General features: G+C 58.1%; 24 protein-coding genes. 18 read left to right on the forward strand and 6 right to left on the reverse strand.

Annotated features, from left to right (window positions below; translation table 11 throughout):
• Positions 1-161: 161 nt before the first annotated feature.
• Positions 162-2,279 carry a M3 family metallopeptidase gene (locus YBN1229_RS04945; RefSeq protein WP_082101021.1) on the forward strand — a complete coding sequence of 706 codons (2,118 nt, stop codon included), beginning with the start codon at positions 162-164 and terminating at the stop codon, positions 2,277-2,279.
• Positions 2,280-2,339: 60 nt separating this feature from the next.
• On the opposite strand, the gene YBN1229_RS04950 is transcribed toward YBN1229_RS04945, so the two are convergent.
• The 3 genes from YBN1229_RS04950 to acnA all read right to left on the reverse strand — a co-directional run bounded on the left by YBN1229_RS04950 (position 2,340) and on the right by acnA (position 6,936).
• On the reverse strand, positions 2,340-3,041 hold the full coding sequence (locus YBN1229_RS04950; RefSeq protein ID WP_052743713.1) for an adenylate/guanylate cyclase domain-containing protein: 702 nt from the start codon (positions 3,039-3,041) through the stop codon (positions 2,340-2,342).
• Between the two features lie 233 nt (positions 3,042-3,274).
• A complete protein-coding gene (locus YBN1229_RS04955; RefSeq protein WP_052743714.1) occupies positions 3,275-4,030 on the reverse strand; it encodes a DUF1223 domain-containing protein in 756 nt (251 codons plus the stop codon).
• A 197-nt stretch (positions 4,031-4,227) separates the two neighbouring features.
• Positions 4,228-6,936: an aconitate hydratase AcnA gene (gene acnA / locus YBN1229_RS04960; RefSeq protein ID WP_090227439.1), complete on the reverse strand. Its 2,709-nt coding sequence runs from the start codon at positions 6,934-6,936 to the stop codon at positions 4,228-4,230.
• Positions 6,937-7,223: 287 nt separating this feature from the next.
• Here acnA and ccmA point away from each other — a divergent pair, with 287 nt between their 5' ends.
• The 5 genes from ccmA to YBN1229_RS04985 all read left to right on the forward strand — a co-directional run bounded on the left by ccmA (position 7,224) and on the right by YBN1229_RS04985 (position 10,255).
• Positions 7,224-7,853 carry a heme ABC exporter ATP-binding protein CcmA gene (ccmA, locus tag YBN1229_RS04965; RefSeq protein ID WP_046477177.1) on the forward strand — a complete coding sequence of 210 codons (630 nt, stop codon included), beginning with the start codon at positions 7,224-7,226 and terminating at the stop codon, positions 7,851-7,853.
• Positions 7,850-8,518: a heme exporter protein CcmB gene (gene ccmB, locus YBN1229_RS04970; RefSeq protein WP_046477179.1), complete on the forward strand. Its 669-nt coding sequence runs from the start codon at positions 7,850-7,852 to the stop codon at positions 8,516-8,518. The genes ccmA and ccmB overlap by 4 nt, the downstream gene beginning before the upstream one ends.
• A gap of 131 nt (positions 8,519-8,649) precedes the next feature.
• Positions 8,650-9,453 carry a heme ABC transporter permease gene (locus tag YBN1229_RS04975; protein WP_046477181.1) on the forward strand — a complete coding sequence of 268 codons (804 nt, stop codon included), beginning with the start codon at positions 8,650-8,652 and terminating at the stop codon, positions 9,451-9,453.
• A gap of 3 nt (positions 9,454-9,456) precedes the next feature.
• A complete protein-coding gene (ccmD, locus tag YBN1229_RS04980; protein ID WP_046477183.1) occupies positions 9,457-9,648 on the forward strand; it encodes a heme exporter protein CcmD in 192 nt (63 codons plus the stop codon).
• Positions 9,641-10,255, forward strand: a complete 615-nt coding sequence (locus YBN1229_RS04985) for a DsbE family thiol:disulfide interchange protein (RefSeq protein ID WP_046477184.1) — start codon at positions 9,641-9,643, stop codon at positions 10,253-10,255. The genes ccmD and YBN1229_RS04985 overlap by 8 nt, the downstream gene beginning before the upstream one ends.
• Before the next feature lie 25 nt (positions 10,256-10,280).
• Here the strand turns inward: YBN1229_RS04985 and YBN1229_RS04990 are convergent, their stop codons facing one another.
• Positions 10,281-10,919, reverse strand: a complete 639-nt coding sequence (locus YBN1229_RS04990; RefSeq protein WP_046477187.1) for a carbonic anhydrase — start codon at positions 10,917-10,919, stop codon at positions 10,281-10,283.
• A gap of 262 nt (positions 10,920-11,181) precedes the next feature.
• On the opposite strand from YBN1229_RS04990, the gene YBN1229_RS04995 reads away from it, so the two are divergent.
• Together YBN1229_RS04995 and YBN1229_RS05000 are read left to right on the forward strand one after the other, a co-directional pair.
• A complete protein-coding gene (locus YBN1229_RS04995) occupies positions 11,182-11,919 on the forward strand; it encodes a TlyA family RNA methyltransferase (RefSeq protein ID WP_046477189.1) in 738 nt (245 codons plus the stop codon).
• Complete coding sequence (locus tag YBN1229_RS05000) at positions 11,912-13,156, forward strand: class I SAM-dependent RNA methyltransferase (RefSeq protein WP_046477191.1); 1,245 nt, start codon at positions 11,912-11,914, stop codon at positions 13,154-13,156. The genes YBN1229_RS04995 and YBN1229_RS05000 overlap by 8 nt, the downstream gene beginning before the upstream one ends.
• Positions 13,157-13,160: 4 nt before the next feature.
• Here YBN1229_RS05000 and YBN1229_RS05005 read toward each other — a convergent pair whose 3' ends face one another.
• A complete protein-coding gene (locus YBN1229_RS05005) occupies positions 13,161-13,871 on the reverse strand; it encodes an NAD-dependent deacylase (RefSeq protein WP_046477193.1) in 711 nt (236 codons plus the stop codon).
• Positions 13,872-13,974: 103 nt separating this feature from the next.
• Here YBN1229_RS05005 and YBN1229_RS05010 point away from each other — a divergent pair, with 103 nt between their 5' ends.
• The gene (locus YBN1229_RS05010; RefSeq protein ID WP_046477195.1) at positions 13,975-15,015 is read left to right on the forward strand and encodes a class I SAM-dependent methyltransferase; all 1,041 of its coding nucleotides are present in this window, start codon (positions 13,975-13,977) and stop codon (positions 15,013-15,015) included.
• A 48-nt stretch (positions 15,016-15,063) separates the two neighbouring features.
• Here YBN1229_RS05010 and YBN1229_RS05015 read toward each other — a convergent pair whose 3' ends face one another.
• Positions 15,064-15,876, reverse strand: a complete 813-nt coding sequence (locus YBN1229_RS05015; protein ID WP_046477197.1) for a PfkB family carbohydrate kinase — start codon at positions 15,874-15,876, stop codon at positions 15,064-15,066.
• Between the two features lie 192 nt (positions 15,877-16,068).
• Here YBN1229_RS05015 and YBN1229_RS05020 point away from each other — a divergent pair, with 192 nt between their 5' ends.
• The 9 genes from YBN1229_RS05020 (at position 16,069) to YBN1229_RS05060 (ending at position 23,843) form a co-directional block, all read left to right on the forward strand.
• Entirely contained in the window at positions 16,069-16,953 is an 885-nt protein-coding gene (locus YBN1229_RS05020; RefSeq protein ID WP_170832412.1) for an HpcH/HpaI aldolase/citrate lyase family protein, read from the forward strand.
• A gap of 100 nt (positions 16,954-17,053) precedes the next feature.
• Positions 17,054-18,112 (forward strand): MaoC family dehydratase, encoded by a 1,059-nt coding sequence (locus tag YBN1229_RS05025; RefSeq protein ID WP_046477201.1) that lies wholly within the window; start codon positions 17,054-17,056, stop codon positions 18,110-18,112.
• Positions 18,113-18,240: 128 nt separating this feature from the next.
• Positions 18,241-18,651, forward strand: coding sequence for a succinate dehydrogenase, cytochrome b556 subunit (gene sdhC / locus YBN1229_RS05030; RefSeq protein WP_046477203.1), 411 nt, complete (start codon positions 18,241-18,243; stop codon positions 18,649-18,651).
• 14 nt (positions 18,652-18,665) lie between these two features.
• Positions 18,666-19,046, forward strand: a complete 381-nt coding sequence (gene sdhD, locus YBN1229_RS05035; protein WP_046477205.1) for a succinate dehydrogenase, hydrophobic membrane anchor protein — start codon at positions 18,666-18,668, stop codon at positions 19,044-19,046.
• A gap of 4 nt (positions 19,047-19,050) precedes the next feature.
• Positions 19,051-20,901, forward strand: coding sequence for a succinate dehydrogenase flavoprotein subunit (gene sdhA, locus YBN1229_RS05040; RefSeq protein ID WP_046477207.1), 1,851 nt, complete (start codon positions 19,051-19,053; stop codon positions 20,899-20,901).
• 401 nt (positions 20,902-21,302) lie between these two features.
• Positions 21,303-21,710, forward strand: a complete 408-nt coding sequence (locus tag YBN1229_RS05045) for an MHYT domain-containing protein (RefSeq protein ID WP_052743715.1) — start codon at positions 21,303-21,305, stop codon at positions 21,708-21,710.
• Positions 21,668-22,045, forward strand: a complete 378-nt coding sequence (locus tag YBN1229_RS05050) for an MHYT domain-containing protein (RefSeq protein ID WP_076605284.1) — start codon at positions 21,668-21,670, stop codon at positions 22,043-22,045. The genes YBN1229_RS05045 and YBN1229_RS05050 overlap by 43 nt, the downstream gene beginning before the upstream one ends.
• 216 nt (positions 22,046-22,261) lie before the next feature.
• The gene (locus YBN1229_RS05055; protein WP_244465012.1) at positions 22,262-22,933 is read left to right on the forward strand and encodes a hypothetical protein; all 672 of its coding nucleotides are present in this window, start codon (positions 22,262-22,264) and stop codon (positions 22,931-22,933) included.
• Positions 22,934-23,063: 130 nt separating this feature from the next.
• A complete protein-coding gene (locus YBN1229_RS05060) occupies positions 23,064-23,843 on the forward strand; it encodes a succinate dehydrogenase iron-sulfur subunit (RefSeq protein WP_046477215.1) in 780 nt (259 codons plus the stop codon).
• Positions 23,844-23,957 lie beyond the last annotated feature (114 nt).

Consider the following 23,957-nt stretch of genomic DNA (forward strand, 5'->3'; position numbering starts at 1 on the left):
AAAAAGAAAGGCCGGTTCCCCCAACCGGCCCTTTCTACTTTCTGGTCGCCCCTCCTTATTTTTCCGAAGTGGCCATCCGCGTGGCGCACTCCTATATGAGTATCCGGCAATCGGCTCTTGAGCGGAGCCGACGTAGTGATCCGACACAGGGAATTCGGCGAATGAGTTCAGCCACGAACGGCACGGGCAGCTTGGCTGCGTCCACAATCAACCGCGATCAGAACGACAATCCTCTTCTGAAAACCTGGACCACACCCTTCGGCCTGCCGCCATTCTCGGAAATCGAGCCACGCCATTTTGCTCCGGCATTTGAAGCGGCCATGCACGCGCACGCAGAAGACGTCCGGACGATTGCAGAAAATCCAGAGGCACCAACGTTTGCCAATACTATTGCTGCCATGGATCGCAGCTTCCTGCCGCTCGAACGCGTCGCCGACGTCTTTTTCAATCAGGTCAGTACTTGCGCCACGCCGGATCTGCAGGCGATCGAACGCGACATTGCCCCTGCGCTTGCGGCCCATAGCAGCACGATATTCCTGAACAGCAAGCTGTATGAGCGGATTAAGGCGCTCTATGACGCGAGGGCCGAACTCGATCTGACGCCCGAAGAAGCGCGTGTGCTAGATCGTTACAATACGTGGTTCATACGCGCGGGCGCAGCTCTCGGATCGAAAGAGCGAGAACGCGTTGCGCAAATCGATCGCCGCCTCGCTGAGCTCGCCACCCAGTTCAACCAAAATGTCCTCGCCGATGAGCAGTCTTGGCATCTGCCTCTGATGAGTGATGAAGATCTGGCTGGTCTGCCCCCCATGGCAAGAGCGAACGCGCGCCGTGCCGCAAAGGATTTGGGCCTCGCTGGAGACAATGCCCACGCCATTACCCTTGGCAGATCCAGCGTCGAAGGCTTCTTGACGTTTTCGGATCGCCGCGATTTGCGCGAAGCCGCATTTCGCGCGTGGATCGATCGTGGTGCCGGCGGTGGAGCGACGGACAATAGCGAGACGTTGGCGGAGATCGTTCGTCTGCGCACCGAAATAGCTCGGCTTAAGGGTTATCCAAGTTTCGCTGACTACGTGCTCGCCGATACCATGGCGAAATCGCCAGAAGCGGTGCGCGGTCTGCTGGACCGCGTGTGGCCTGCAGCCAAGAAGCGCGCGATGGAAGAGCGCGACGCACTCGCCGAACGCGCACGATCCGAAGGCGGTAATTTTGCCATTCAGCCATGGGACTGGCGCTACTATGCCGAGCGTGAACGCAAAGTCCGCTATGACTTGGATGAGGGCGAACTACGCGCATACCTCAAGCTCGACAACGTTATCGCCGCCGCCTTCGACACGGCTGGCCGTCTGTTTGGTTTGAAGTTCACAGAGCTGCCGGATGCTCCGCGTTTTCACCCCGACGTGCGCGTCTTCGAGGTCACCGATAAAGACGGTCTCCATGTTGCTATCTTCATGGCGGATTATTTTGCGCGATCGGGCAAGCGTTCGGGCGCCTGGATGACGGATCTACGGGCGAGCCACAAGTTGGACGGCGAGCCGGTTCGGCCGATCATTGTCAATGTAATGAATTTCTCGCGCGGCTCCGATGACGAACCAACGCTGATCTCCATGGACGATGCCCGCACGCTCTTCCATGAGTTTGGCCACGGCCTGCACGGGATGCTGTCTGACGTCACGTATCCATCGGTGGCAGGCACCAAAGTCGCGCGTGACTTTGTTGAACTGCCCTCGCAGCTCTATGAGCATTGGTTTGGCGAGCCTGAGGTTCTGGGCCGGTTCGCTTTGCACTATCAAACCGGCGAGCCCATGCCGCAGTCTCTGATCGACAAATTGAAAGCAGCACAGCAGTTCAATCAGGGCTTCGCGACAGTCGAATACACGGCCTGCGCATTGCTGGATCTCGAAATGCACGCGCTAGAGGAACAGGGCTTATTCCAGCCCGCCGAATTCGAGCGTGATGCATTGGACCGCATCGGTATGCCGGGCGAGATCGTCATGCGCCATCGCCTTCCGCACTTCACACACATCACCGGGGGCTATGCCGCAGGCTACTACAGCTACCTGTGGTCTGAGGTCATGGATGCGGACGCTTTCGCAGCGTTCAAGGAAACCGGCGACATCTACAACCCTGATGTTGCCGCCCGCCTGAAATCGGCGATCTACGCCGCAGGCAACTCCCAGGATCCGCATCAAGCCTACATCGATTTCCGGGGCCGCCCGCCTGAGATCGATGGTCTGCTTGAAAAGCGCGGTTTGGTGAACACCGAATCTGTCGGCTGATCTTATGAAGGCGGAGATCGTCAGGATCTTAAAGGGCAGGGCGCGCTGTTCATAGGCATCTCAGTGCAGCGCGCCTTCGCCATCCAGAACCCAAGTCTGTCGTTTGCCCAGGCCGCGTATCTGGGTGCTTCCTCGCGCACGTGTGAAGAACGATGAACCGAGCTGCTTGTTGGCTTCTTCGGACAAAAGGATTTGACCGGACGGAGCCATTTTTTCGAGCCGCGATGCGTGGTTCACAGTATCGCCCCAGATATCGTAGGCGAACTTATTGAAACCGATGACACCGGCCATCACGGGCCCCGCCGCAATACCGATGCGCAGTTTGATAGTCACGCCCGTCCGTTTGCTAGCGCGTTCTGCGGCGGTCTGCATGTCGAGGGCTAGGCGTGCGAGCCGTTGGCAGTGGTCTGCTGATGTCCGGGGTACGCCCGAGACCGCCATATAGCCATCACCCATCGTTTTTATTTTTTCGACGCCATGCAGCGTCGCGAGCTCATCAAATTCCCGGATCAACTGATTGAGGAGTTTAACCGTCCGTTCCCCACCAAGTCGCTTCGAGATACCGACAAACCCCGTGATATCAGCAAACAGTACAGACGCATTATCGTAAGTATCGATGATCGGCTGGCCGGGGGCTGCTTTAAGACGTTCAATAACGAAATCGGGCAGGATCTTTGCGAGGACGGCCTGGGTTTCGGCCAGCGCTTGTTCGACGCGCATGAGGCGCTCAGCGGATGAAGAGACGGGAGCTGTAAACGACATAACGGGCCTCACGTGCGCTAGGGACACTGATGTGTCGCGCCGTGCGCACAAAAGGTTCAAAGGAGATCGAAAATTTCCTCTTAGGGTTCCACCGGGATGCAGCCCAACACCTCTGGCTTGAGGATCAACCCTATACGGAGCGCTTGGCCTGAGCTGTTACAGCCGGAACACGCGATGATTATCGGATCTGGTTTGCCGAGCGGTTGCTCACGGACGGAACCCTACCAGCCGGACTATTTTTCAGGCCACTGAGCCGCCCCGAGGATAGGACCACCTGGGCCCTTTTGAACAAGCGCCACGCAGCGCTCTGTCTGTCGCCAAAGAACGGACTTGCGTGAAAGCCGAATTTCATCGGGCTCGCCATTCCACATGCCCACCGCCGACATTTCACGTACAACATTGAAATACGTCAGATTGCGTCCAGAATTCTCGCCTCGGCCGACCTCGACCTTGCCCTTCTTTTGAACGACAGCGAGCCATACCGTCGCGTCGCTCACCGGATTGCCATCTTTCGCGGACCCAATGCTTATGACTAGGGCATCGCCATCGCTCACCATTCGCACCGGGACGGTAAATGGCGACTGATCTTTAAGCTTGTTAAGCGCTCGGTCGATCTCATGCTGCTTTGATCCGACCACATGCATCCGGCCATTAACGACAACCTGAGGCGTATAAACGGCGCCGTCGCCTCGCGCGACCGCATAATCGCGTTGTCGCTGAGTGTTACGCGGATTTGAGAACGTGTCCTTCCAGCCAAGATAGTCCCAATAGTCGACAGGTAAGGTCAGTGCGATGACCTCCGGCCGGTCAACGTAGGTTTTGAGGAGTTTGTCTGCGGGCGGGCAGGACGAACAACCCTGGCTCGTGAACAACTCCACGACGCCGACAACCGCTGCCGTCTTTGGTTCAGCACGTACCGGACCGCCCAACGAGGCTGTCATCAGAACACTGAGACCGACATACGCGAACGATGTCTGTCGCGAACGCATCAAAATCAGAACCCCTCTCTAAACTTGCTCTAAGGATCTGAGGCCACTATTGGCAGTGCGCCCTTCAATGAAAAGTAACGAATGGGTGACGCTCACGGGTCAGTACAGATCGGAATACAAGCGGGTCGTTATAAATCCTTAGAGTTAAACAAATCGGCACCGCTTCTTATCGATGCGGTGCCGAAGATTCCTAAAGCTTAAGCAGCTTTGGCAAGATTGCGTAGTACGTAGTTAAGAATGCCGCCGTGCCGCACATATTCGAGTTCGTCGAGTGTATCGATGCGGCAAAGGATGGGTACGTCCTGCGTGCTACCGTCGCTTGCGGTCACGCGCGCATTCATTTCCTGGCGCGGTCTGACGTCCGTGAGGCCCTCAATGGTAACGGTTTCGTCACCCTTAAGACCGAGTGAGCGCCACGATTGCCCAGCAGCGAACGTAAACGGCAATACACCCATTCCGACGAGGTTGGAGCGGTGGATTCGTTCGTAAGACTGCGCGATGACCGCCCGAACACCGAGCAGCTTTGTGCCCTTGGCAGCCCAGTCACGGGACGAGCCGTTGCCGTATTCCACACCAGCCATGACCACCAAGGGTACCGACTCCTGCGCATAACGCATCGCCACGTCATAGATCGACATAACGTCGCCGGACGGATAGTGAACGCTGAAGCCGCCTTCGCGGACACCTCCTTCGGTAGCTTCCAACATGAAGTTCTTGATGCGGATGTTCGCAAACGTACCGCGCATCATCACTTCGTGGTTGCCGCGACGCGTACCGTACTGGTTAAAGTCGGCTGGCCGCACCTGGTACTCGAGAAGATAAGCGCCCGCCGGGCTGTCTTTCTTAATCGAGCCGGCTGGCGAAATATGGTCTGTGGTGATCTTGTCGCCGAACAAGCCGAGAATTCGCGCGCCTTTGATGTCCTGAACCGGTTCGGGTTGCGGCGTGATGCCTTGGAAGTAAGGGGGATTGCGCACGTAAGTGCTGTCCCCGTCCCAATCGTAGGTCGTACCGGTGCTGGTGGCGATGCCCTGCCAATGTTCATCGCCCTTGAAGACGTCGGCATATTTGCTCTCGAACATCTCACGCGTGACGTTCTTGCTGATGACGTCCTGGATTTCATGGCTCGTCGGCCAGATGTCTCGCAGATAAACGGGTTCACCGTCTGACCCAGTACCTAGCGGCTCCTCGGCGAGGTTCTTTTGAACGCTGCCGGCGAGAGCATAGGCCACGACCAGCGGTGGCGAGGCGAGGTAGTTCGCTTGGACGTCGGGGCTGACGCGACCTTCGAAGTTGCGGTTCCCGGACAAGACGGCCGCCGCGACGACCCCGTTCTCATTGATCGCGTTCGAAATGGGTGCAGCGAGCGGTCCGGAGTTACCGATGCACGTGGTGCACCCGAAGCCAACAAGGTTGAAGCCGAGTTTGTCGAGGTAGGGCTGGAGTCCAGACTTATCGAGATAAGCCGCAACGACTTGGCTTCCCGGTGCCAGCGAGGTTTTGACCCACGGAGCAACGCTCAGCCCTTTTTCAACGGCGTTGCGAGCCACGAGACCGGCTGCGATGAGAACGCTTGGGTTCGACGTATTGGTGCAGCTCGTGATAGCTGCGATCACCACGTCGCCGTGGCCGACAGTGTAATCCTCACCTGCAACGGTGACGCGACGGTCTAGCTCGCCTGGACGCTTGTATTCGCTTGCCAGAGCATCCGCGAAACCGTTCTTGACGTCGGAGAGCGCAATGCGGCCTTCGGGACGCTTCGGACCGGCAAGAGAAGGTACGATATCGCCGAGATCAAGAGACAGCGTGTCGGTGAAGACAGGATCTGCCGCATCACGTTCCCGGAACAGGCCTTGCTCCCTCGTGTAGGCCTCGACGAGCGCGATGCGCTCTTCAGTGCGTCCCGACATGCGAAGATAGTTGAGCGTCTCGCCATCGACAGGGAAGAATCCACAGGTGGCGCCATACTCCGGCGCCATGTTGGCGATCGTCGCGCGATCCGCCAGCGTCATGTTGTTGAGGCCCGGGCCATAGAACTCGACGAACTTGGAGACGACACCCTTCTTGCGCAGCATCTGCGTGACCGTGAGCACGAGGTCCGTGGCGGTTACGCCTTCCGGCAGTTTGCCGGTAAGCCTGAAACCGATCACTTCAGGCAGAAGCATCGATTGGGCCTGACCGAGCATGGCAGCTTCGGCTTCGATACCTCCTACACCCCAACCAAGCACGGCGAGGCCGTTGACCATGGTCGTATGGCTGTCCGTGCCAACGAGCGTATCAGGGTAAGCGACGATTTCGCCGTTGGGCAGTTCGCGGGTCCAAACAGTCTGCGCGAGGTATTCGAGGTTCACCTGGTGACAGATACCAGTGCCCGGCGGAACCACGCGGAAATTGTCGAACGCGCCCTGTCCCCACTTGAGGAAATTATAACGCTCGCCGTTACGGGCATATTCCAGTTCGACGTTTTGTTCGAATGCGAGAGCGGTGCCGTAAGAGTCGACGATCACTGAGTGGTCGATCACCAGGTCGACAGGGACGAGAGGATTGATCTTCTTTGGATCGCCACCCAGGGCGGTCATCCCATCACGCATCGCGGCCAGATCGACAACCGCGGGAACGCCAGTGAAGTCCTGCATGAGAACGCGCGCCGGGCGATACCCGATTTCCGCGCCTGCACTGCCCTTATCCTCAAGCCAAGCAGCGACCGCCTCGATATCTTTTTTCTTAACGGTCTGCCCGTCCTCGTGACGCAGCAGATTTTCAAGCAAAACCTTCATTGAAAATGGCAGACGCGAAATTCCCGTCAGCCCGTTCTTTTCTGCCTCAGTCAGGGAGAAATAGGTATAAGTCTTACCCCCGACGTTCAGGCTTTTTCGGCAATTGAAACTGTCGATGGATTGTTTAATCTCAGCGCTCAAGATCTATTTTCCCCTGCTATCGATTCCAGACTCCGACGTTGTGGGCACATACAGACCGCATCGCCACACATCATGGTGCATCCCGACGAGCCGCAAAAAAGCTGGCCGGATGATGGTTCGGACCTCTATATAAAGGTTCCTCCGGTCGGCAGCCAGCGGCTAGCGGGCCGTTAAGTGAGCTCTAGCGTCAGCATTTAGTCGACTCAATTCTCCGACGACGCCATACGTTCACCCTAGGTGCCGTCATCACAATCCAGCAAACCTCCACGAACCTTGTGCAGCTAACCGGCGAAAATCTCGTTCTTCAGCGCGGCCAGCGCACACTTTGTGAGCATCTGTCGTTCGCAGTAACGGCGGGAGAGGTCTTGCTGCTCACGGGCCCCAATGGTGCTGGAAAAACAACGCTACTTCGCGCGATTGCCGGATTTTTAGCCCCTGCGGCGGGAGCGATTGAACTCAAGGGCGGCGATACGGAGCAAACCGTAGGCGAACAGGCGCACTTTGTTGGGCACGCCAATGGCGTCAAATCCAACCTGACCGTGACGGAAAATCTAGAGTTCTGGGCTGCATTTCTGGCACCTAAATCCAATCGGATGAGCCATATCGAGCGTATTGATAAAGCTCTGGAAGATTTCAACCTTCTTTCGTTGGCGGATATTCCAGCCGGCTATCTCTCTGCCGGGCAGAAACGACGGCTGGGCCTCGCGCGCCTGGTTTTAGCCCACCGCCCGCTATGGTTACTCGATGAGCCAACGTCATCCCTCGACGATGCGTCTGCCACCAACCTTGCCAATGTCGTGAATGCGCATGTTGCCGCTGGTGGTTTGGCCATCGCCGCCACACACCTGCCGCTTGGCTTTGAGCCGGCTCGCGAACTGCGGCTTGGCCGGGTGGCAGCGTCATGAGGGCGGCCTGGACCCTGTTGAAGCGAGATTTGCAGTTGGCGGTCCGCGAAGGCGGTGCGATCGGGACGGCGTTGGGCTTCTACTTATTGGTGGTCGCCATGCTGCCCCTCGGACTGGGGCCGGATCTCAATCTGCTCTCACGCATCGCGCCAGGCATTTTGTGGATCGCCTTGTTGTTGGCCGCACTGCTGTCCCTGAGTCGAATTTTCGAAACTGATTTTGAGGATGGTTCGCTCGAACTCATGGCGCTGGGCGAACTGCCGCTCGAATTGGTCGCGGCAATCAAAGCCCTTGCCCACTGGCTGACGACTGGGATTCCGCTCGCCTTGCTCGCGCCGCTTCTCGGGATACTGCTCAATCTCGATATCGGGGCTTATGGCGTACTCGTATTGACCATGCTGGTCGGAACGCCCGCCATCAGCTTCTTGGGATCAATCGGTGCCGCGCTGACCTTGCGGGCCCGCCGCGGAGGTCTGTTGCTGGCGCTGCTTGTACTGCCGCTTTATGTGCCAACACTGATCTACGGCATCACGGCCATCTCTTCGGCGCTGGTCGCACCAGATGCGTTCGTACCGTCCCTGTTGATCCTAACGGCGCTATCACTGGGCTCCCTGGTGCTTGGACCGATTGCCGCGGCGGCGGCGTTGCGCATTCAGATGCAGTAGTGTCCGATTGTTTCATGTGAATCAGCAACTGGCTGTGCAATCTACACAGAGCCTGCTAACGAAAATCGTCGATCTGTCGACTGTTCCGGCACAATTTGCTCTTTAATCGTTGAGCCCTTAGATCTGAGCCCATGCAGACTCAATCGTTCACCCAACGTTTCGCAAATCCGACGCGGTTCATGGCTTTTTCGGGCGCGCTGATGCCGTGGCTGGCCGGGCTTTCGGTGTTGGTGATCGCGTACGCCCTTTATCGGGGTTTTACCGCGCCCCCGGACTACCAGCAGGGCAAAACGATCTACATTATGTACATCCACGTACCGGCAGCGTGGCTCGGCATGATGGGATATGCACTTATTGCCGCTTCAAGCTTCGGCCTACTCGTATTTCGGCATCCGTTGGCGGATGTGTCAGCGAAGACCGCTGCACCCATCGGTGCGGCTTTCACACTGTTGGCGCTCATCACGGGCTCTCTTTGGGGCAAACCCATGTGGGGCACCTATTGGGTATGGGACGCGCGACTGACCTCGGTGCTGATACTCTTCTTCCTTTATCTTGGCCTGATTGCCCTACGATCTTCGATTGAGGATGAACCGCTCGCTGCCAAGTTGACGGCTGTGCTTGCGTTGGTTGGCGTGATTATTCTCCCGTTCATCAAGATTTCAGTCGAAGGGCTCGATATTCCGAGCCTCGGCATCTCTATTCCGGCCTGGAACACGCTGCACCAGCCTTCCAGCGTATTCCGCTCCGATGGACCCAAAATTCACATCTCGCAGCTCGTACCCCTGCTGATTTCGGCAATCGGCTTCACGCTTCTCTTCTTCACGATGCACCTGAAAGCGATGCGTAATGAAATTCTGCGCCGTCGCGTCAAATCGCTCCGACTGGCTGAAGTCGATCGGGCACGCGCCAGCGAAACAACAGTCGCAGCGGAGTAGAAAATGGATTTTGGTCCGCACGCCACATTCATCATCGCCGCCTACGCGGCCGTAATCATTGTGCTCGGCGGCTTGATCTTCTGGCTGATCTTCGACGGTTTCCATCAGCGCCGATTGCTAAATGAACTGGAAGCACGCGGCGTTCGGCGGCGTTCGGCTCAGCGCGTATCCCGTGGAAGGCTCGATCATGAGTGAAGCCGGTACATCAACCAGGCCAAACCCCACACCCCGGCGCCGTTTCGGATGGCTTCTGGCGCCGGTCATTATCTTCGCGGGTTTGACGGTGATGTTTGCTTTAGCGCTGACTTCAGGGGATCCGTCCCGATTGCCCTCTGCTCTGATCGGCAAGCCAGTTCCACAAGCCTCATTTGAACCTCTTGAAGGCTTGAACAAGGACGGCAAGCCAGTTCCAGGCTTCTCCAGCAGCGATCTCGGCGGGGGCAAAGTGCGCATCGTCAACTTCTGGGCGTCGTGGTGTGTCCCCTGCGTAGCTGAGCACCCAAATCTTGTCGCTTTGGCAGCGCGCACGGGCGTGCCGCTTTATGGGGTCAACTACAAGGACCAAGCCGACGCAGCGCGCCGTTTTCTAGGCCGTTATGGCGATCCCTATACGGCAGTCGGTGTTGATCCACAGGGGCGCGGCGCGATTGAGTGGGGCGTTTATGGCATGCCCGAAACGTTCGTCATCGCGCCTGATGGAACCATTGCCTACAAGCACGTCGGCCCGATTACGGAGACGAGTTTGCAGAATGAGGTCATTCCCGCGATCGAGGCCGCACGCAAAACGGCACCGGGTAGCTGAAGAACTTCTTGCGCCCGTTTGGACCTTAGAGCTCGACGAACTCCACCGTGTCGTTGTCAAGAATTGATAACGTGCCGGTTGGAATGTCGAAGTGGGCGCCATGCAATGTCAGTTCGCCCCGATCTTCCAGTTCCTTGATGAACGGAAAGGTCCGCAGATTAGCGATGGACGTCCGGATACCCGCCTTTTCGAGCTGCGGCTGCAGTGCTGACCGGTCTGGCCCCTGATTGGCGGCTAGCACCCTGAGTTTCGCGTCGTCGAGCATGGACATCCAGTTGGAGATGAAGCGCGCTTCAGTTTCCAGGGCGGCTTTTTGATTAAGTGCCGCTTTGACGCCGCCACAGCCCGAGTGCCCCATGACGAGAAGGTGTTTCACCCGAATGTTGAGCACACCAAATTCAAGGGCAGCGCTGACGCCGTGGAAATGACCGCCTGTCTCATACGGCGGAACCAACGCGGCAACGTTGCGGACCACGAACATCTCACCGGGACCGGCTTTGAACAGCGTTTCGGGTGCAACGCGGCTGTCGCTGCACGAAACCACCATGACTTCCGGATTCTGACCATGTGCAGCCAAGTCCTCGTAGTGCTCACGGCCGGGTTCGAACTGCCCCGTCTTAAATTGTTGGAATCTCTCTGCAAGCGAGGTCGGAAAGCTCTTCATTTAGCAATTCCTGTGTGGTCTGTGGTGAATTTGGAAATTCCGGTTATCTGAAACCTGAACATCTGTCGAGAACAGTAAAAAATGATGCTAACTCGTGAAGCGACAGCGCTATCTGGCCCATCGGGCAAAGTGCCACAGGCGAAAAGTAGCCATTTTTGGGCCCGCGATTGGCATGCCAGCCCTCTCAACGTGAAATGAGGAGTCCCGTGCGACACGGAACGCAACTCGGCCTTGGATTATTCGCCGCAGGCTGCCTTTTCTGATGCGTCACCGATTGGACCAGGAATTGGTCGCGCGCGGACTGGCGCGGACCCGTGCTCAGGCACGCGATCTCATTTTGCGCGGGGAGGTTTTTGTGGCGGGACAGGCTGCTGCCAAACCCAGCCAACCTGTCGCCGCAGATACTGAAATCACGATAACGGGCGACAGTGCGCATTACGTATCTCGTGGAGCTCTCAAGCTGATCGCGGGCCTCGACGCGTTCGGTTTCGATCCGGCGGGATGTGTCGCGATCGATGTTGGCGCTTCGACCGGCGGTTTCACGCAGGTTCTGTTGGAACGCGGAGCGGCGAAGGTCTATGCAGTTGACGTCGGTCGCGACCAGCTTCACGAGGAACTTGGCGAAGATCCGCGCGTCACGAAACTCGAGTCGACGGACATACGCGATCTCACAGCCGATACGGTGCAGGAACCTGTCACTGCGCTCGTCGCGGATGTCAGCTTTATATCTTTGAAGAAAGCGTTGCCTGCCGTTCTGGATCTGACAGCGCCCGGTGCATGGCTCGTCGCGCTCGTAAAACCCCAGTTCGAGGTTGGGCGCGAAGCTGTAGGAAAAGGCGGCATTGTGCGCGATTCAGTTCAACGTCAGACAGCTGCCGACGACATAGCGGCCTGGATCGGAGCGCGACAGGGGTGGCGCTTGTCGGGGATCGTCGAGTCACCGATTTCCGGAGGCGATGGCAACAAGGAATTCCTGCTCGGGGCAACGCGGCATGGGTGATATCGAAGAACTGGAAATCGCGAAACTGGGTGCACAGGCCGACGGCGTCTCTGAGCGCGCGTCTGGCTCGGTGTTCGTCCCCTATGCCCTTCCCGGAGAACTCATCCGCGCCGAAATACAGGGCACACGTGCACGCCTCGTCGAGGTGTTGCGAGCCTCTCCCGACCGCGTGGTTCCCCCCTGCCGGCATTTCACGGCTTGTGGAGGTTGCGCCATCCAGCACCTCGCCTATGAGAAATACACCGCCTGGAAACGTGAGACCGTAGCAGGAGCATTCGCCGCGCGGGGCCTCGATCTGGAAGTTGCCGATCCGGTAGCAGTTGGACACGGAGCCCGCCGCCGCGCCGTTTTCTCGGCGAGTCGCGATGGACGCGAGGTTGCGCTGGGGTTCCACGCGGCAAACTCTCACGATGTGATCGATCTCACGGAATGCCTCGTGGTGGATCCGGGTATCGTCCAGGTGTTGCCGGAGCTAAAGGCGTTTCTCGCGCCGTTAGTGGCCAGTAAGGGCGAGGCGCGTGTCACGGTCATCGCGGCCTCTAACGGCTTCGATGTTTCTGTTGACGTCGATGGCCTTGGCACCGAACTCCCACCAGGCCAAAGAGCACGTCTGGCGGCAGGCGCGGCTGAACTGAAGCTTCTGCGCTTTAGCTTGAATGGCGATCCGGTTTATCAGTCTGCCGTACCGTTCGTCACAATGGGCGCAGCGCACGTTGTTCCACCGCCGGGTGTTTTCCTGCAGGCTTCTGCTGACGCCGAAGCTGCCATGGCGAGCCTGATCGTCGAAGCCCTTCCTAAGCGAGCGAAACGCGCGGTCGATCTTTTCAGCGGTATGGGCGCGTTTTCATTTGCGCTCGCTGCCCGGGTCAAAGTCCTTGCGGTCGACAGCGACAAGCGTGCCATCGAGGCGCTGGACGAGGCCCGCCGTCACGCCCAAGGCATTAAGCCCATCGAGACCAAGGTCCGTGATCTCATGCGTGAGCCGCTTTCACGCAAGGAGCTGGAAGGTTTCGACCTCGCCGTTTTCGATCCGCCGCGCGCCGGTGCCCAGGCGCAGGCCGAGATGCTTGCGAAGTCCAAGGTGCCCGCGGTTGTCGCAGTGTCGTGTAATCCGGCAACCTTGGCTCGTGATGCACGCATCCTCATAGATGGCGGATACCGCGCGACCCGCATCATTCCGGTCGATCAGTTTCTCTACTCTCCGCACGTTGAGGTCGTCGCGGTGTTCACGCGCTAGCGCGCTACGCTGAAACCGACAGCAATTTGTCGACGTAAGCCGGAACGACCTCCGTCGCCGGTCCATGGACATGTTCTGCGAACAAACTCGCGCCCTCGGACGGTTCGAGGTTGAGTTCGACCGTGTGCGCACCGATGTCACGCGCCGCCGCGACGAAACCTGCGGCGGGATAGACATTCCCGCTGGTGCCGATCGAAATGAACAAGTCGCAACTGGAAAGCGCTGCAGCGATCCGGTCCAAATCGTAAGGCATCTCACCGAACCAGACGACGTCGGGCCGCATGCCGCCCGGCGTCGCGCATGCGGAGCATGCAAGATCCGCCGACAAATCCTCGACCCACGGAGAACGCGCGTTACATAAGGCGCAAAGAGCCTGAGCCATTTGCCCGTGCATATGGATCAAGTTCCGGCTGCCGGCGGCTTCGTGCAAACCGTCGATATTCTGCGTGACGATCACGACGTCGCCCGGAAACGCGTCCTCAAGCTTCGCCAAGGCTCGGTGGGCAGCGTTGGGTTGGACGCCCATTCCGTCGCGGCGGCGCTGATTATAGAAGTCGTAGACAAGGCTCGGATTACGAGCGAACCCCTCCGGCGTTGCCACATCGCGATAGTCGTACCGGGCCCAGATGCCGTCCTTGTCGCGAAAGGTAGAAAGCCCGGACTCGGCTGAAAGTCCTGCACCTGTCAGAATTACGATCCGCTGATAAACTGTCATCCGCTTCTCAAGTTTGCCGTCCGCCAAAGTTCAAGCTTGGCATAACGGCAGGCCGTGCCCGTGGCAAACGGTTGGACACGGGCGCTAACACGGAGACCAAGAGATGGCCGATCCCATCGCTATGGCTTTGCAAACCGCCGGCAACAGCTTGCGGGTGTCTTGGTATAGCGGCATCAATTGGCTGATGAGCCGGCAGGCACGGAAGCTCTCACCCGCGCCGAAATTCACGCCGACCAAGCCCGTTCCCGATCGCAACGAACTGTTTGAAGATCTCCGCGGGTTGATGCGCCGGGACGCGGAGGCGGCGGGCGCTGGGCTCTACCCCCCCGAAATCACGGATGAACCCCGCATTTGGGATCACTTTCGGCGTCTGCGCGCCATGTATGCAGACCTGCCCGGCACCACCGAACGCCGGCAGGCCCGCGATGCATCCACGGCAAGCGCAGCGGCAAAAACTGCGGATCTACCGGACTACTTCACCCAGGACTTCCACTATCAGACGGGCGGCTATCTGACGGACGAGTCCGCGAAGCTCTATGATTTGCAGGTCGAGATCCTGTTTTATGGTGCCGCCGCCGCCATGCGCCGCGCGAGTCTCAGACCCATCGCGGAATTCATGTATGGCCGCGATCAGCGCCGTGTGTCGTGCCTCGATGTCGCGTGCGGAACGGGACGACTGCTTCGAGAAATCCGCCGCGCCTATCCCGCTATGGCATTGACCGGCCTCGATCTCAGCGGGCCCTATCTGGAAGAAGCCCGCCAGCATATGGGGCGGTTACGCCCGGCGACTCTGATCGAAACGAACGCGGAGCAAATCCCCTGCGCGGACGCCAGCCAGGACATCGTCACGTGCACATTTCTGTTCCACGAGTTGCCGCCGGAGGTTCGTCGCACCGTGACGTGTGAAATCGCGCGCGTTCTTAAGCCCGGGGGCCTTTTCGTGTTCCTCGACAGTCTGCAGATGGGAGACAAGCCCGGGTGGGACGGACTGCTGGAAGCCTTTCCCGTCCGCTTCCACGAGCCCTACTACCGCAGTTACGCGATCGAGGATCTGAACAAGCTGTTCACTGACGCAGGCCTCAAACCGGCCGCGCAGGAGCTCGCGTTTCTGGCAAAAGTCGTGACGTGCCGTAAGCAGGAATGAAATCAACACCACCACCCCCGCCCACCTGATTAGCCCCTCCGAAAGGCTTTACGCAAACGGCCATGGCTTAGCTTTCGCCGCCATATCGATCGCCGCGACGATGGCCAGTTCATCACGCCCGTTGCTTGCAGCGATGACGGTTTCCACGCCAGCGACAGCGCGCGAGAACGCGTCGCTTTCCGATGATCCATTGAGGATATGCCCGAGCAACAGCGCCGCGAACAGATCGCCTGTTCCATGCGGGACCACAGGGCGATAAGGGACGGCGCACGCGAACGCTGCTTCGGGGTCCGAGGTCACACAGCGGGTCCGCAGTTGATCGCCAGCAAGCTCTGCGGACGTGACGGCCAGCAAGCGGCAGTCTTTCGGAAGCGCTTTTTGCGGGTCGTCGAAACCCTCACCGAAAATGAACTTTGCCTCAAACCGGTTGGGCGTCACGTACGTGGCAAGCGGAACCAGTTCGGACGCAACGGCCTGTGCGGCCGGCACGCCGATATAGTGCCCCTCGGGCTCATCGCCGAAGACCGGATCGCAGAGATAAGCGACGTCGCCATGGCGGTCCCGAACGTGGCGAACGGTCTTCGCAGCGAGCGCGACGTGCTCGGGCGTCGGCAGAAAGCCGGTCAGAATGGCGTCGATATCAGCGAATTGGCCGTTTTGTTCCAACGCCTCCAGCATCGCCGTCAGATCTTCCAAAGCGACGGGCCGGCCTGCCCAATGCACATGCCCCAGATGATTGGAGAGCACAACGCTCGGAAGCGCGATCACCTCGTGCCCCAGGCGTTGGAGCGCCGGAACGACGGCCGCGAGGCCGACGTGGCCGGAAGCGACGTAGGAGGAAAAAGCGAGAACTTGAGCCATTGCGCGCTCACTATCCGGGATATTCGTTTCGTACGTTTTTACAACTTTGTCGGCCTAGTCAGAGGACGCAGACTGCCGCAGGTCGTCCTACTACGTATTGTCCATTTGCGTTTGGGCGTTGCTTGATTAATGTGCGGCGCAACAAAAATCGACACATACAAAACACTTCTGGAACGCTCGAAAGGCCCACGCATGGCTGTCCGTCCTCGCCGCAGTGTCCTCTATATGCCAGGCTCCAACGCTCGTGCCCTGGAAAAAGCCAAAACAATACCTGCCGACGCGCTGATCCTGGATCTGGAAGACGCCGTCGCGCCGGATGCCAAGCTCGAAGCCCGCGAAAAGGTTTGCGCGGCTGTGAAGGCCGGTGGCTATGGTAAGCGCGAAATCATTATTCGCGTCAACGCCTTGGAAACCCCATGGGGTGCTGACGATCTGTTTGCTGCCGCCGCTGCGGCCCCAGACGCCATTCTTGTCCCGAAAGTGGGCCGTCCCGGCGACATCATTTCCGCGGCGAAGGTTGTGACGGCAGCACATGCGCCGGACAAAACCAAGCTGTGGGCGATGATGGAAACGCCGATGTCGATCCTCAACGTACGGGAGATCGCGATGGCGGGTATCGAGCGCGAGCATCGCCTCACCTGTCTTGTCATGGGAACGAATGATCTCCTGAAAGAGTCGCACGCCCGTGACTACAAGGACCGCTTCGCTGTCGTGCCGTGGCTGTCGATGACCATCGTGGCAGCCCGCGCCTACGGGCTCGACGTGCTTGATGGCGTCTACAACGACTTCAGGGACGAGGTGGGACTTCGCGCCGAAGCAGAACATGGCCGCACGTTGGGTATGGATGGTAAGACACTAATCCACCCCAACCAGGTTGCCATTGCGAATGAGATTTTTTCGCCGAGCCCGAAGGATGTCGAGTGGTCGCGGCGGATCATTTCCGAGTTCGCATTGCCGGAGAACCAGAAGAAGGGTGTCATCACCATCGATGGCAAAATGGTCGAGCGGCTGCATATGGTCATGGCGGAGCGCACGGTTTCTATTGCCGAGGCGATTGAAGAGATGGCGGCAAACTGAGTTCTCGACTTCGGCATCTCCCGGCAATAACTGAAGACTCTGAAGGCGCATACGATGCGGAGACGAAAGCGCCCGTCGCGAAAAGAATGAAAGACAACGCATGAGCACGACGAAGACCAACCCGGGCAACTACTTCGAGGATTTTCATGTCGGTCAGATCATCCGGCATGCCACGCCGCGGACTTTGACTGTCGGTGACGCCGCACTCTACATGGGTCTTTACGGACCGAGGTTTGCGGTCCAGTCATCCGACGCTTTTGCCCGCACAATTGGTTATCCGTCGGCGCCTCTCGATGATCTGCTCGTGTTCCACACCGTGTTCGGCAAAACCGTTCCCGATATCTCGTTGAACGCGATTGCCAACCTCGGATATGCCGACTGTCGGTTCGAGAAGCCGGTCTATCCTGGCGCGACGTTGTCGACGGTGTCCGAAGTGATCGGGCTCAAAGAAAACTCAAACGGTAAGACCGGAACAGTTTACGTGCGCTCGACCGGCGCGGACGAGAAGGGTGAAACCGTGCTCAGCTACACGCGCTGGGTTATGGTCCGCAAAAAGGATGAGGCCTCACCTGCACCCGAAGCAGTCGTACCGGCACTACCCGAAATCGTCGCTCCGGAAGCCTTGGCTGCTGCGGTTCCCGCTATCGATGTCAGTCGTTTTGACACCAACCTTTCAGGTTCGCCCTTCCGCTGGGGTGACTATGAGGTCGGCGAAAAGATCGATCACGTCGACGGCATGACGGTCGAAGAAGCCGAACATCAGATCGCAACGCGCCTCTACCAAAACACCGCTAAAGTGCATTTCAATCAGCACACCGAAGGCCAGGGCCGTTTCGGACGCCGGCTGATCTACGGCGGCGTCGTAATCTCGTTAGCCCGTGCGCTGTCATTCAACGGGCTCAACAATGCATTCCATCTCGCGGCCATCAACGCGGGCCGTCATGTTGCGCCACTCTTCGCAGGCGACACGGTCTATGCGTGGTCGGAGGTTCTCGACAAAGCGGAACTTCCCGGACGATCCGACATAGGGGCGTTGCGCACTCGGCTTGTGGCAGTGAAGAATCGTGCGTGTGCCGACTTCCCGTTCAAAACAGCCGAAGGCGGTTATGAAGAGGGTGTGATTTTGGATTTGGACGTCTGGCTAGCCATTCCGAAATAAGCCTGGACTGGCATACCAAGGTCCATTGCGACAAGTGATGCAGCAAGGCGCTACGTTGATTGCCGCAGCGCAACAGTCGCGCTAAACGAATTTGTGTCGGACAAGCAAAAAGGCAGCGGGAGAGCTTTATGGCAGAAGCGAAAACCATACGTGGTAACGCGATAGAGCGTCCCCTATCGCCGCATTTGCAAATCTATCGACCGTTGATCAACATGGTGATGTCGATCCTGCATCGCATCACCGGTGCGGCGCTGTATTTCGGATCGCTGCTCCTTGCGTGGTGGCTCGTCTCCGCCGCAATCGGTCCGGACTATTTCAACTTCGTCAACGGGCTCTTCGATACGTGGCTCGGGCGGATCGTTCTGTTTGGCTACACATGGGCGCTCATGCATCACATGATGGGCGGCATTCGCCACTTCATCTGGGACACGGCAAGCTACCTGGATATTCCCTCCGTCAACTTCCTCTCCTGGGCCACCATCGTTTGTTCCGTCGTGCTAACGGCTGCGGTGTGGGCCGGCGTATTTTTACTCGGATAAGGGCGGATCTCTCGATGAACATGCGCACCCCGCTAAAGAACGCGCGCAGACTGGGCTCTGCTAAGGAAGGCGCCGATCACTTCTGGCTGCAGCGTGTGACCGCCGTGGCCAACCTCTTCCTGGCCGTGTTCCTGGTCGGCCTCATCATCCACCTCATTGGCGCCGACTACGCGACCGTGAAGGCAACACTGGCTTCACCTGTCGTGGCGCTCCTGTTGCTGCTGCTGATCCTCTCGGGCGTCGTTCACATGCGGATCGGTATGCAAGTCATCATCGAAGACTACGTTCATGGTGAGGGCGCCAAGGTCGTGGCGTTGATGCTCAATACCTTTTTTGCATTCACGATCGCTGCCGCGAGCGTCTGGGCAGTTCTGAAGTTGAGCTTTGGAGCATGACGCAATGGCGGGATCGGCAACAGGCTCAACGAAAGGCGATTCAATGACGGCACCAGCCCAGGGTGGCAAAGCATACCAAATCGTTGATCACACCTACGACGTCGTCGTCGTCGGCGCGGGTGGCGCGGGTCTTCGCGCGACACTGGGTTGCGCCGAGGCCGGCTTGAAAACGGCCTGTGTGACCAAGGTCTTTCCGACGCGCTCGCATACCGTAGCTGCCCAAGGCGGCGTTGCAGCCGCGCTCGGAAACATGGGACCGGATAATTGGCGCTGGCACATGTACGATACCGTAAAGGGATCGGATTGGCTTGGTGACCAGGATTCCATTGAATACCTCTGCCGGCATGCGCCGGATGCTGTCTATGAACTCGAGCACTACGGCGTGCCGTTCTCGCGCACCGAGTCCGGCAAGATTTATCAGCGGCCTTTTGGCGGTATGACGACGCAATACGGTGAGGGTCCGCCGGCCCAGCGCACCTGCGCTGCTGCCGACCGCACCGGCCACGCCATGCTTCACACGCTTTATGGTCAGAGCCTCCGGCACTCGGCGGAGTTCTTCATCGAATTTTTCGCCATCGACTTGATCATGGATCAAGAAGGGGCATGCCGCGGCGTCATCGCGATAAAGCTAGACGACGGCACGATCCATCGTTTCCGCGCGAAGAAAACAATCTTAGCGACTGGCGGTTATGGCCGCGCCTACTTCTCCTGTACCTCTGCGCACACGTGCACGGGTGACGGCAACGCTATGGTGTTGCGCGCTGGCCTGCCGCTGCAGGATATGGAGTTCGTGCAGTTCCACCCGACGGGGATATACGGAGCTGGCGTGCTGATCACCGAAGGCGCGCGCGGCGAGGGTGGTTACCTAACCAACTCGGAAGGCGAACGCTTCATGGAGCGTTATGCGCCATCCGCGAAGGATCTGGCGTCACGCGACGTCGTCTCGCGCTCGATGACCGTTGAAATCCGCGAAGGCCGCGGTGTCGGGGCGCATGGCGATCACATCTTCCTGCATCTCGACCATCTCGATCCGAAGATTTTGGCTGAGCGTCTGCCCGGCATTACCGAAAGCGCGAAGGTTTTCGCAGGGGTTGATCTGCGTCGTCAGCCGATCCCGGTAATTCCGACGGTGCACTACAACATGGGCGGCATCCCGACGAACTATCACGGTGAAGTCCTGACCCTGAAGGATGGCAATCCCGACTACATTGTCCCAGGTCTGATGGCCATCGGCGAGGCGGCTTGCGTCTCCGTCCATGGCGCAAATCGGCTTGGGTCGAACTCTCTCATCGATTTGGTCGTGTTCGGACGTGCCGCGGGGCTTCGCTGCGCTGATGTAGTCGAGCCGGGTGCCCATGCTGACCTGCCTGCGGACTCTGCGGATCTTGCACTCTCCCGTCTGGATCACTTCCGCTACGCCAAGGGCGACACGCCAACGGCTGATCTGCGCCTGAAGATGCAGAGGGTGATGCAGTCTAACTGCGCGGTGTTCCGCGACGGTCCGGTACTCGAAGAGGGCGTGCATCTGATCGACGAGATCTGGCAGCAGTCAGGCGATATCCGCGTCTCCGACAGATCTCTAGTCTGGAACTCGGACTTGGTTGAGACGATGGAGTACGACAACCTCATCAGCCAGGCGGCCGTCACCGTAACTGCCGCGGCCAACCGCAAAGAAAGCCGCGGTGCGCACGCGCGTGAGGACTATCCCAACCGCGATGACGCCAACTGGATGAAGCACACGTTGGCTTGGGCTGACCTCGACGCCCGTAAGGTCAAACTCGACTTCCGTCCGGTCCACACCTACACCATGACCAATGAAGTCTCGTATATCGAGCCGAAAGCGCGCGTCTACTGACGTCGCCGCGGGGCAAATGTACCGGCCGATCTCGTTCGGCCGGTATCCTCCAGTGTTTACAGAAACAAAACGGGACTGAGTACTGGCCCTGAATTGCTCACATCTGGAGTGAGGATGTGAGCAGTAGATAATTGAATTTGCAGAAAATTTTAATGGGAAATAACTTAAGATTTTAGCGGTTCTTCGCTAACTAACCTTCAATTGTGAATTGCATTACGTAGAACTTGAATTGCACCCGTATATCAGCTGGGTTAGACAGCAACGTTTCCGCGATTAGAGCAGGATATTTCCTCAAATTTGACGGCCCCCACCATGTTAATCATGGTACGAAGAGGTCGGATTATCTTTAATCTGAGCAACTGCACGAACGGGTCTGCTACGAATTTTTTTGGGGCACGCGTATGCTGGAAATTGAATATGACCCGTTGCTCGTGGGCGTATCGATCGCGGTTGCCATCTGGGGATCCTGGACATCGCTCGTTCTGACATTTGGGCTTCTCGACGAACGGAAGCCCATGAGCCAAATCATCGCTCAGTGTATAAACTGCGCCGCAGTCATGGGCGGCAGCATCTGGGCCATGCACTTCATAGCAATGCTCGCCGTTAAGTTTCCCACCGCGATCTCCTACAATATGACAGAGACGGTGGCCTCTCTTCTACTCGCGATCACAGTATGCGGTTTAGGGTTGTTCGTCGCGTCGCAGAACCCAAAGGGTCTTCCTGGCACGCTAACGGGGGCGCACTCATTGGTCTCGGGATCGCCGGCATGCACTATCTCGGCGTATCTGCCATACGCGGATGCGGGCTGACCTTTCATTTGTTGGGGACGCTTGGATCTGTAGCGATTGCGGTCCTTGCGGCTTGCGCGGCGCTCTGGTTTGCGATGGGCAAACGCGGGCTTGCTGAAACCATGATAGGTGGCGTCATAATGGGTATGGCGATTAGTGCCATGCACTTCATCGGAATGTACGCCACGACTTTCGTATCAACACCTACGTTTGTCGCCGTTGCACAGTCCCACTTGTCACACTCGATACTGGCCTATGCCATAGCGATGGCCGCTTTTGCCGTCTGCTCAGCGCAATTGCTGATGGCCACCGGATCGGTAAACAAGGCAGCGGGAACTTTCCGGCGAGGTTACTGACAGAGATCGCGTAAACAGCTGACTCAGTGATCTCAGATAGCCTCACCAATTCGTCAGAGCCGCCCGTGAGAAAACTGTGGAGTTGCCCTCTCCGTGCCTCAGGGACGAGACATCCCCTGATTATGTGTGCTGCTGGCAACGTGGCTCTTGCTTGACACAGAAGCTCTGTAGGAGCATCCGCGCGATAAACCGAGTCGGCACGGGAGCGTTACCGCTATGCTTGCACGCTTGTTGTCGGGAATTGTGCGCCCAGGGGGAGATACCGTGAAAAAGAAGCCTGCCGCCATCCCTCCGCGGCAGCCACCGCGCGTTCCAGTGTCGCCGTCCGACACGCGCAGCGCACCAGATCCCTTTTCCATTGTACTGCCTGCAATTGCAGCTTTGGGCGCCGTCTCGTCTATTGCGAGCATTAACTGGGCCGCACAGGACAAAACACCGGATCGCAGTAAGCCGAAACGCAAAGCCGGCACCGCACTGCGCGATCTGGAGACCTGTTGTCTGGGCCTGACTGAGATATTCCGGCGGTTTCAGAAGCACCCCAAGCTCTTCTGTGGTGAAGGCGCTTCACCGAATTCCCCGCTAAAGTTCGGAGTGCACAGTGCCCGTGTATCTCCTGACTCAGCGCGCGTGTTCCAACAAATCGTGAATGACGTGGCGTCGATGCTGGTTCTGGCATCTCAGAATGCCTTTGATGTGATGTCGGCTGTCGAAGACGGAGAAATCAACGCGCCGGAAGAGCTCTTTTTCGGGTTCGGCGAGTGCCAGCAAAAGCTCAACGAGCTTATCCAGTCGCGCGCTACGCTCAAAACAACCGTTGAAGTCGGGTTGGAAGTGTCGGAGCGCCTGACGTCGCTCGTACGCGACATGAAGACCTATCGCTTGGAATAAGCAGCAAGCGTCATGTTCTCGTCACGACACACCTTGCTCTTGACCATTAGTGGCGTTGACAGGGCTGCCTGGAAGCCGCATGTCATTGCTTATCCATTTTAGATGCAGTGCAACAGAAACTGACGGCTCAATGGTCCAGCTCACGCTCCCTCGCAATTCGACGGTAAAATCTGGCAAGGTTTGGAACTCACCCCAAAGCTCGGGGCGCTGGAAAGAGTTCCGCATTTATAGGTGGAGTCCGGATGACGGGGAAAATCCCCGCATCGACATCTACTGGCTTGACCAGGATCAGTGCGGGCCGATGGTTCTCGACGGGCTCATCAAGATCAAGAATGAGATTGATCAGACCTTGACGTTCCGCAGGTCGTGCCGCGAAGGCATCTGCGGCTCCTGCTCTATGAACATTGATGGCACCAACACGCTGGCCTGTCTCAAAGCGATCGACGATGTAAAGGGCGCGATCAAGATCTATCCATTGCCGCACATGCAAGTCATCAAGGACTTGGTGCCGGATATGACCCACTTCTATGCGCAGCATCGCTCGATTGAGCCCTGGTTGAAAACAGAAACCCCAACTCCGCCGACAGAGTGGAAGCAATCGCGGGACGATCGCGAGAAACTGGACGGTCTGTATGAGTGTATTCTGTGTGCGTGCTGCTCGGCGTCATGCCCAAGCTATTGGTGGAACTCGGATCGCTATCTCGGCCCAGCGATACTCCTGCAAGCCTACCGTTGGATCAACGATAGCCGCGATGAAGCAACCGGAGAGCGTTTGGACAATATCGAGGACCCATTCCGGCTCTACCGATGCCACACCATTTTGAACTGCACCCAGGCGTGCCCAAAAGGCTTGAATCCAGCCAAAGCCATCGCTGAACTGAAGAAATTGATGGTTGAGCGTCGCGTTTAGCGATGACGAGTGCGGCGTTTGGCTTTCGAATACAATTCGAAAGCCCGCTGTTTAGAAATTACCTATGATTCGAGGCTTAATAGGCCTCGTAGCCTACATATCACAGTGGGCCCG

The sequence above is a fragment of the Candidatus Filomicrobium marinum genome, from assembly GCF_000981545.1.
GTDB lineage: Bacteria > Pseudomonadota > Alphaproteobacteria > Rhizobiales > Hyphomicrobiaceae > Filomicrobium > Filomicrobium insigne.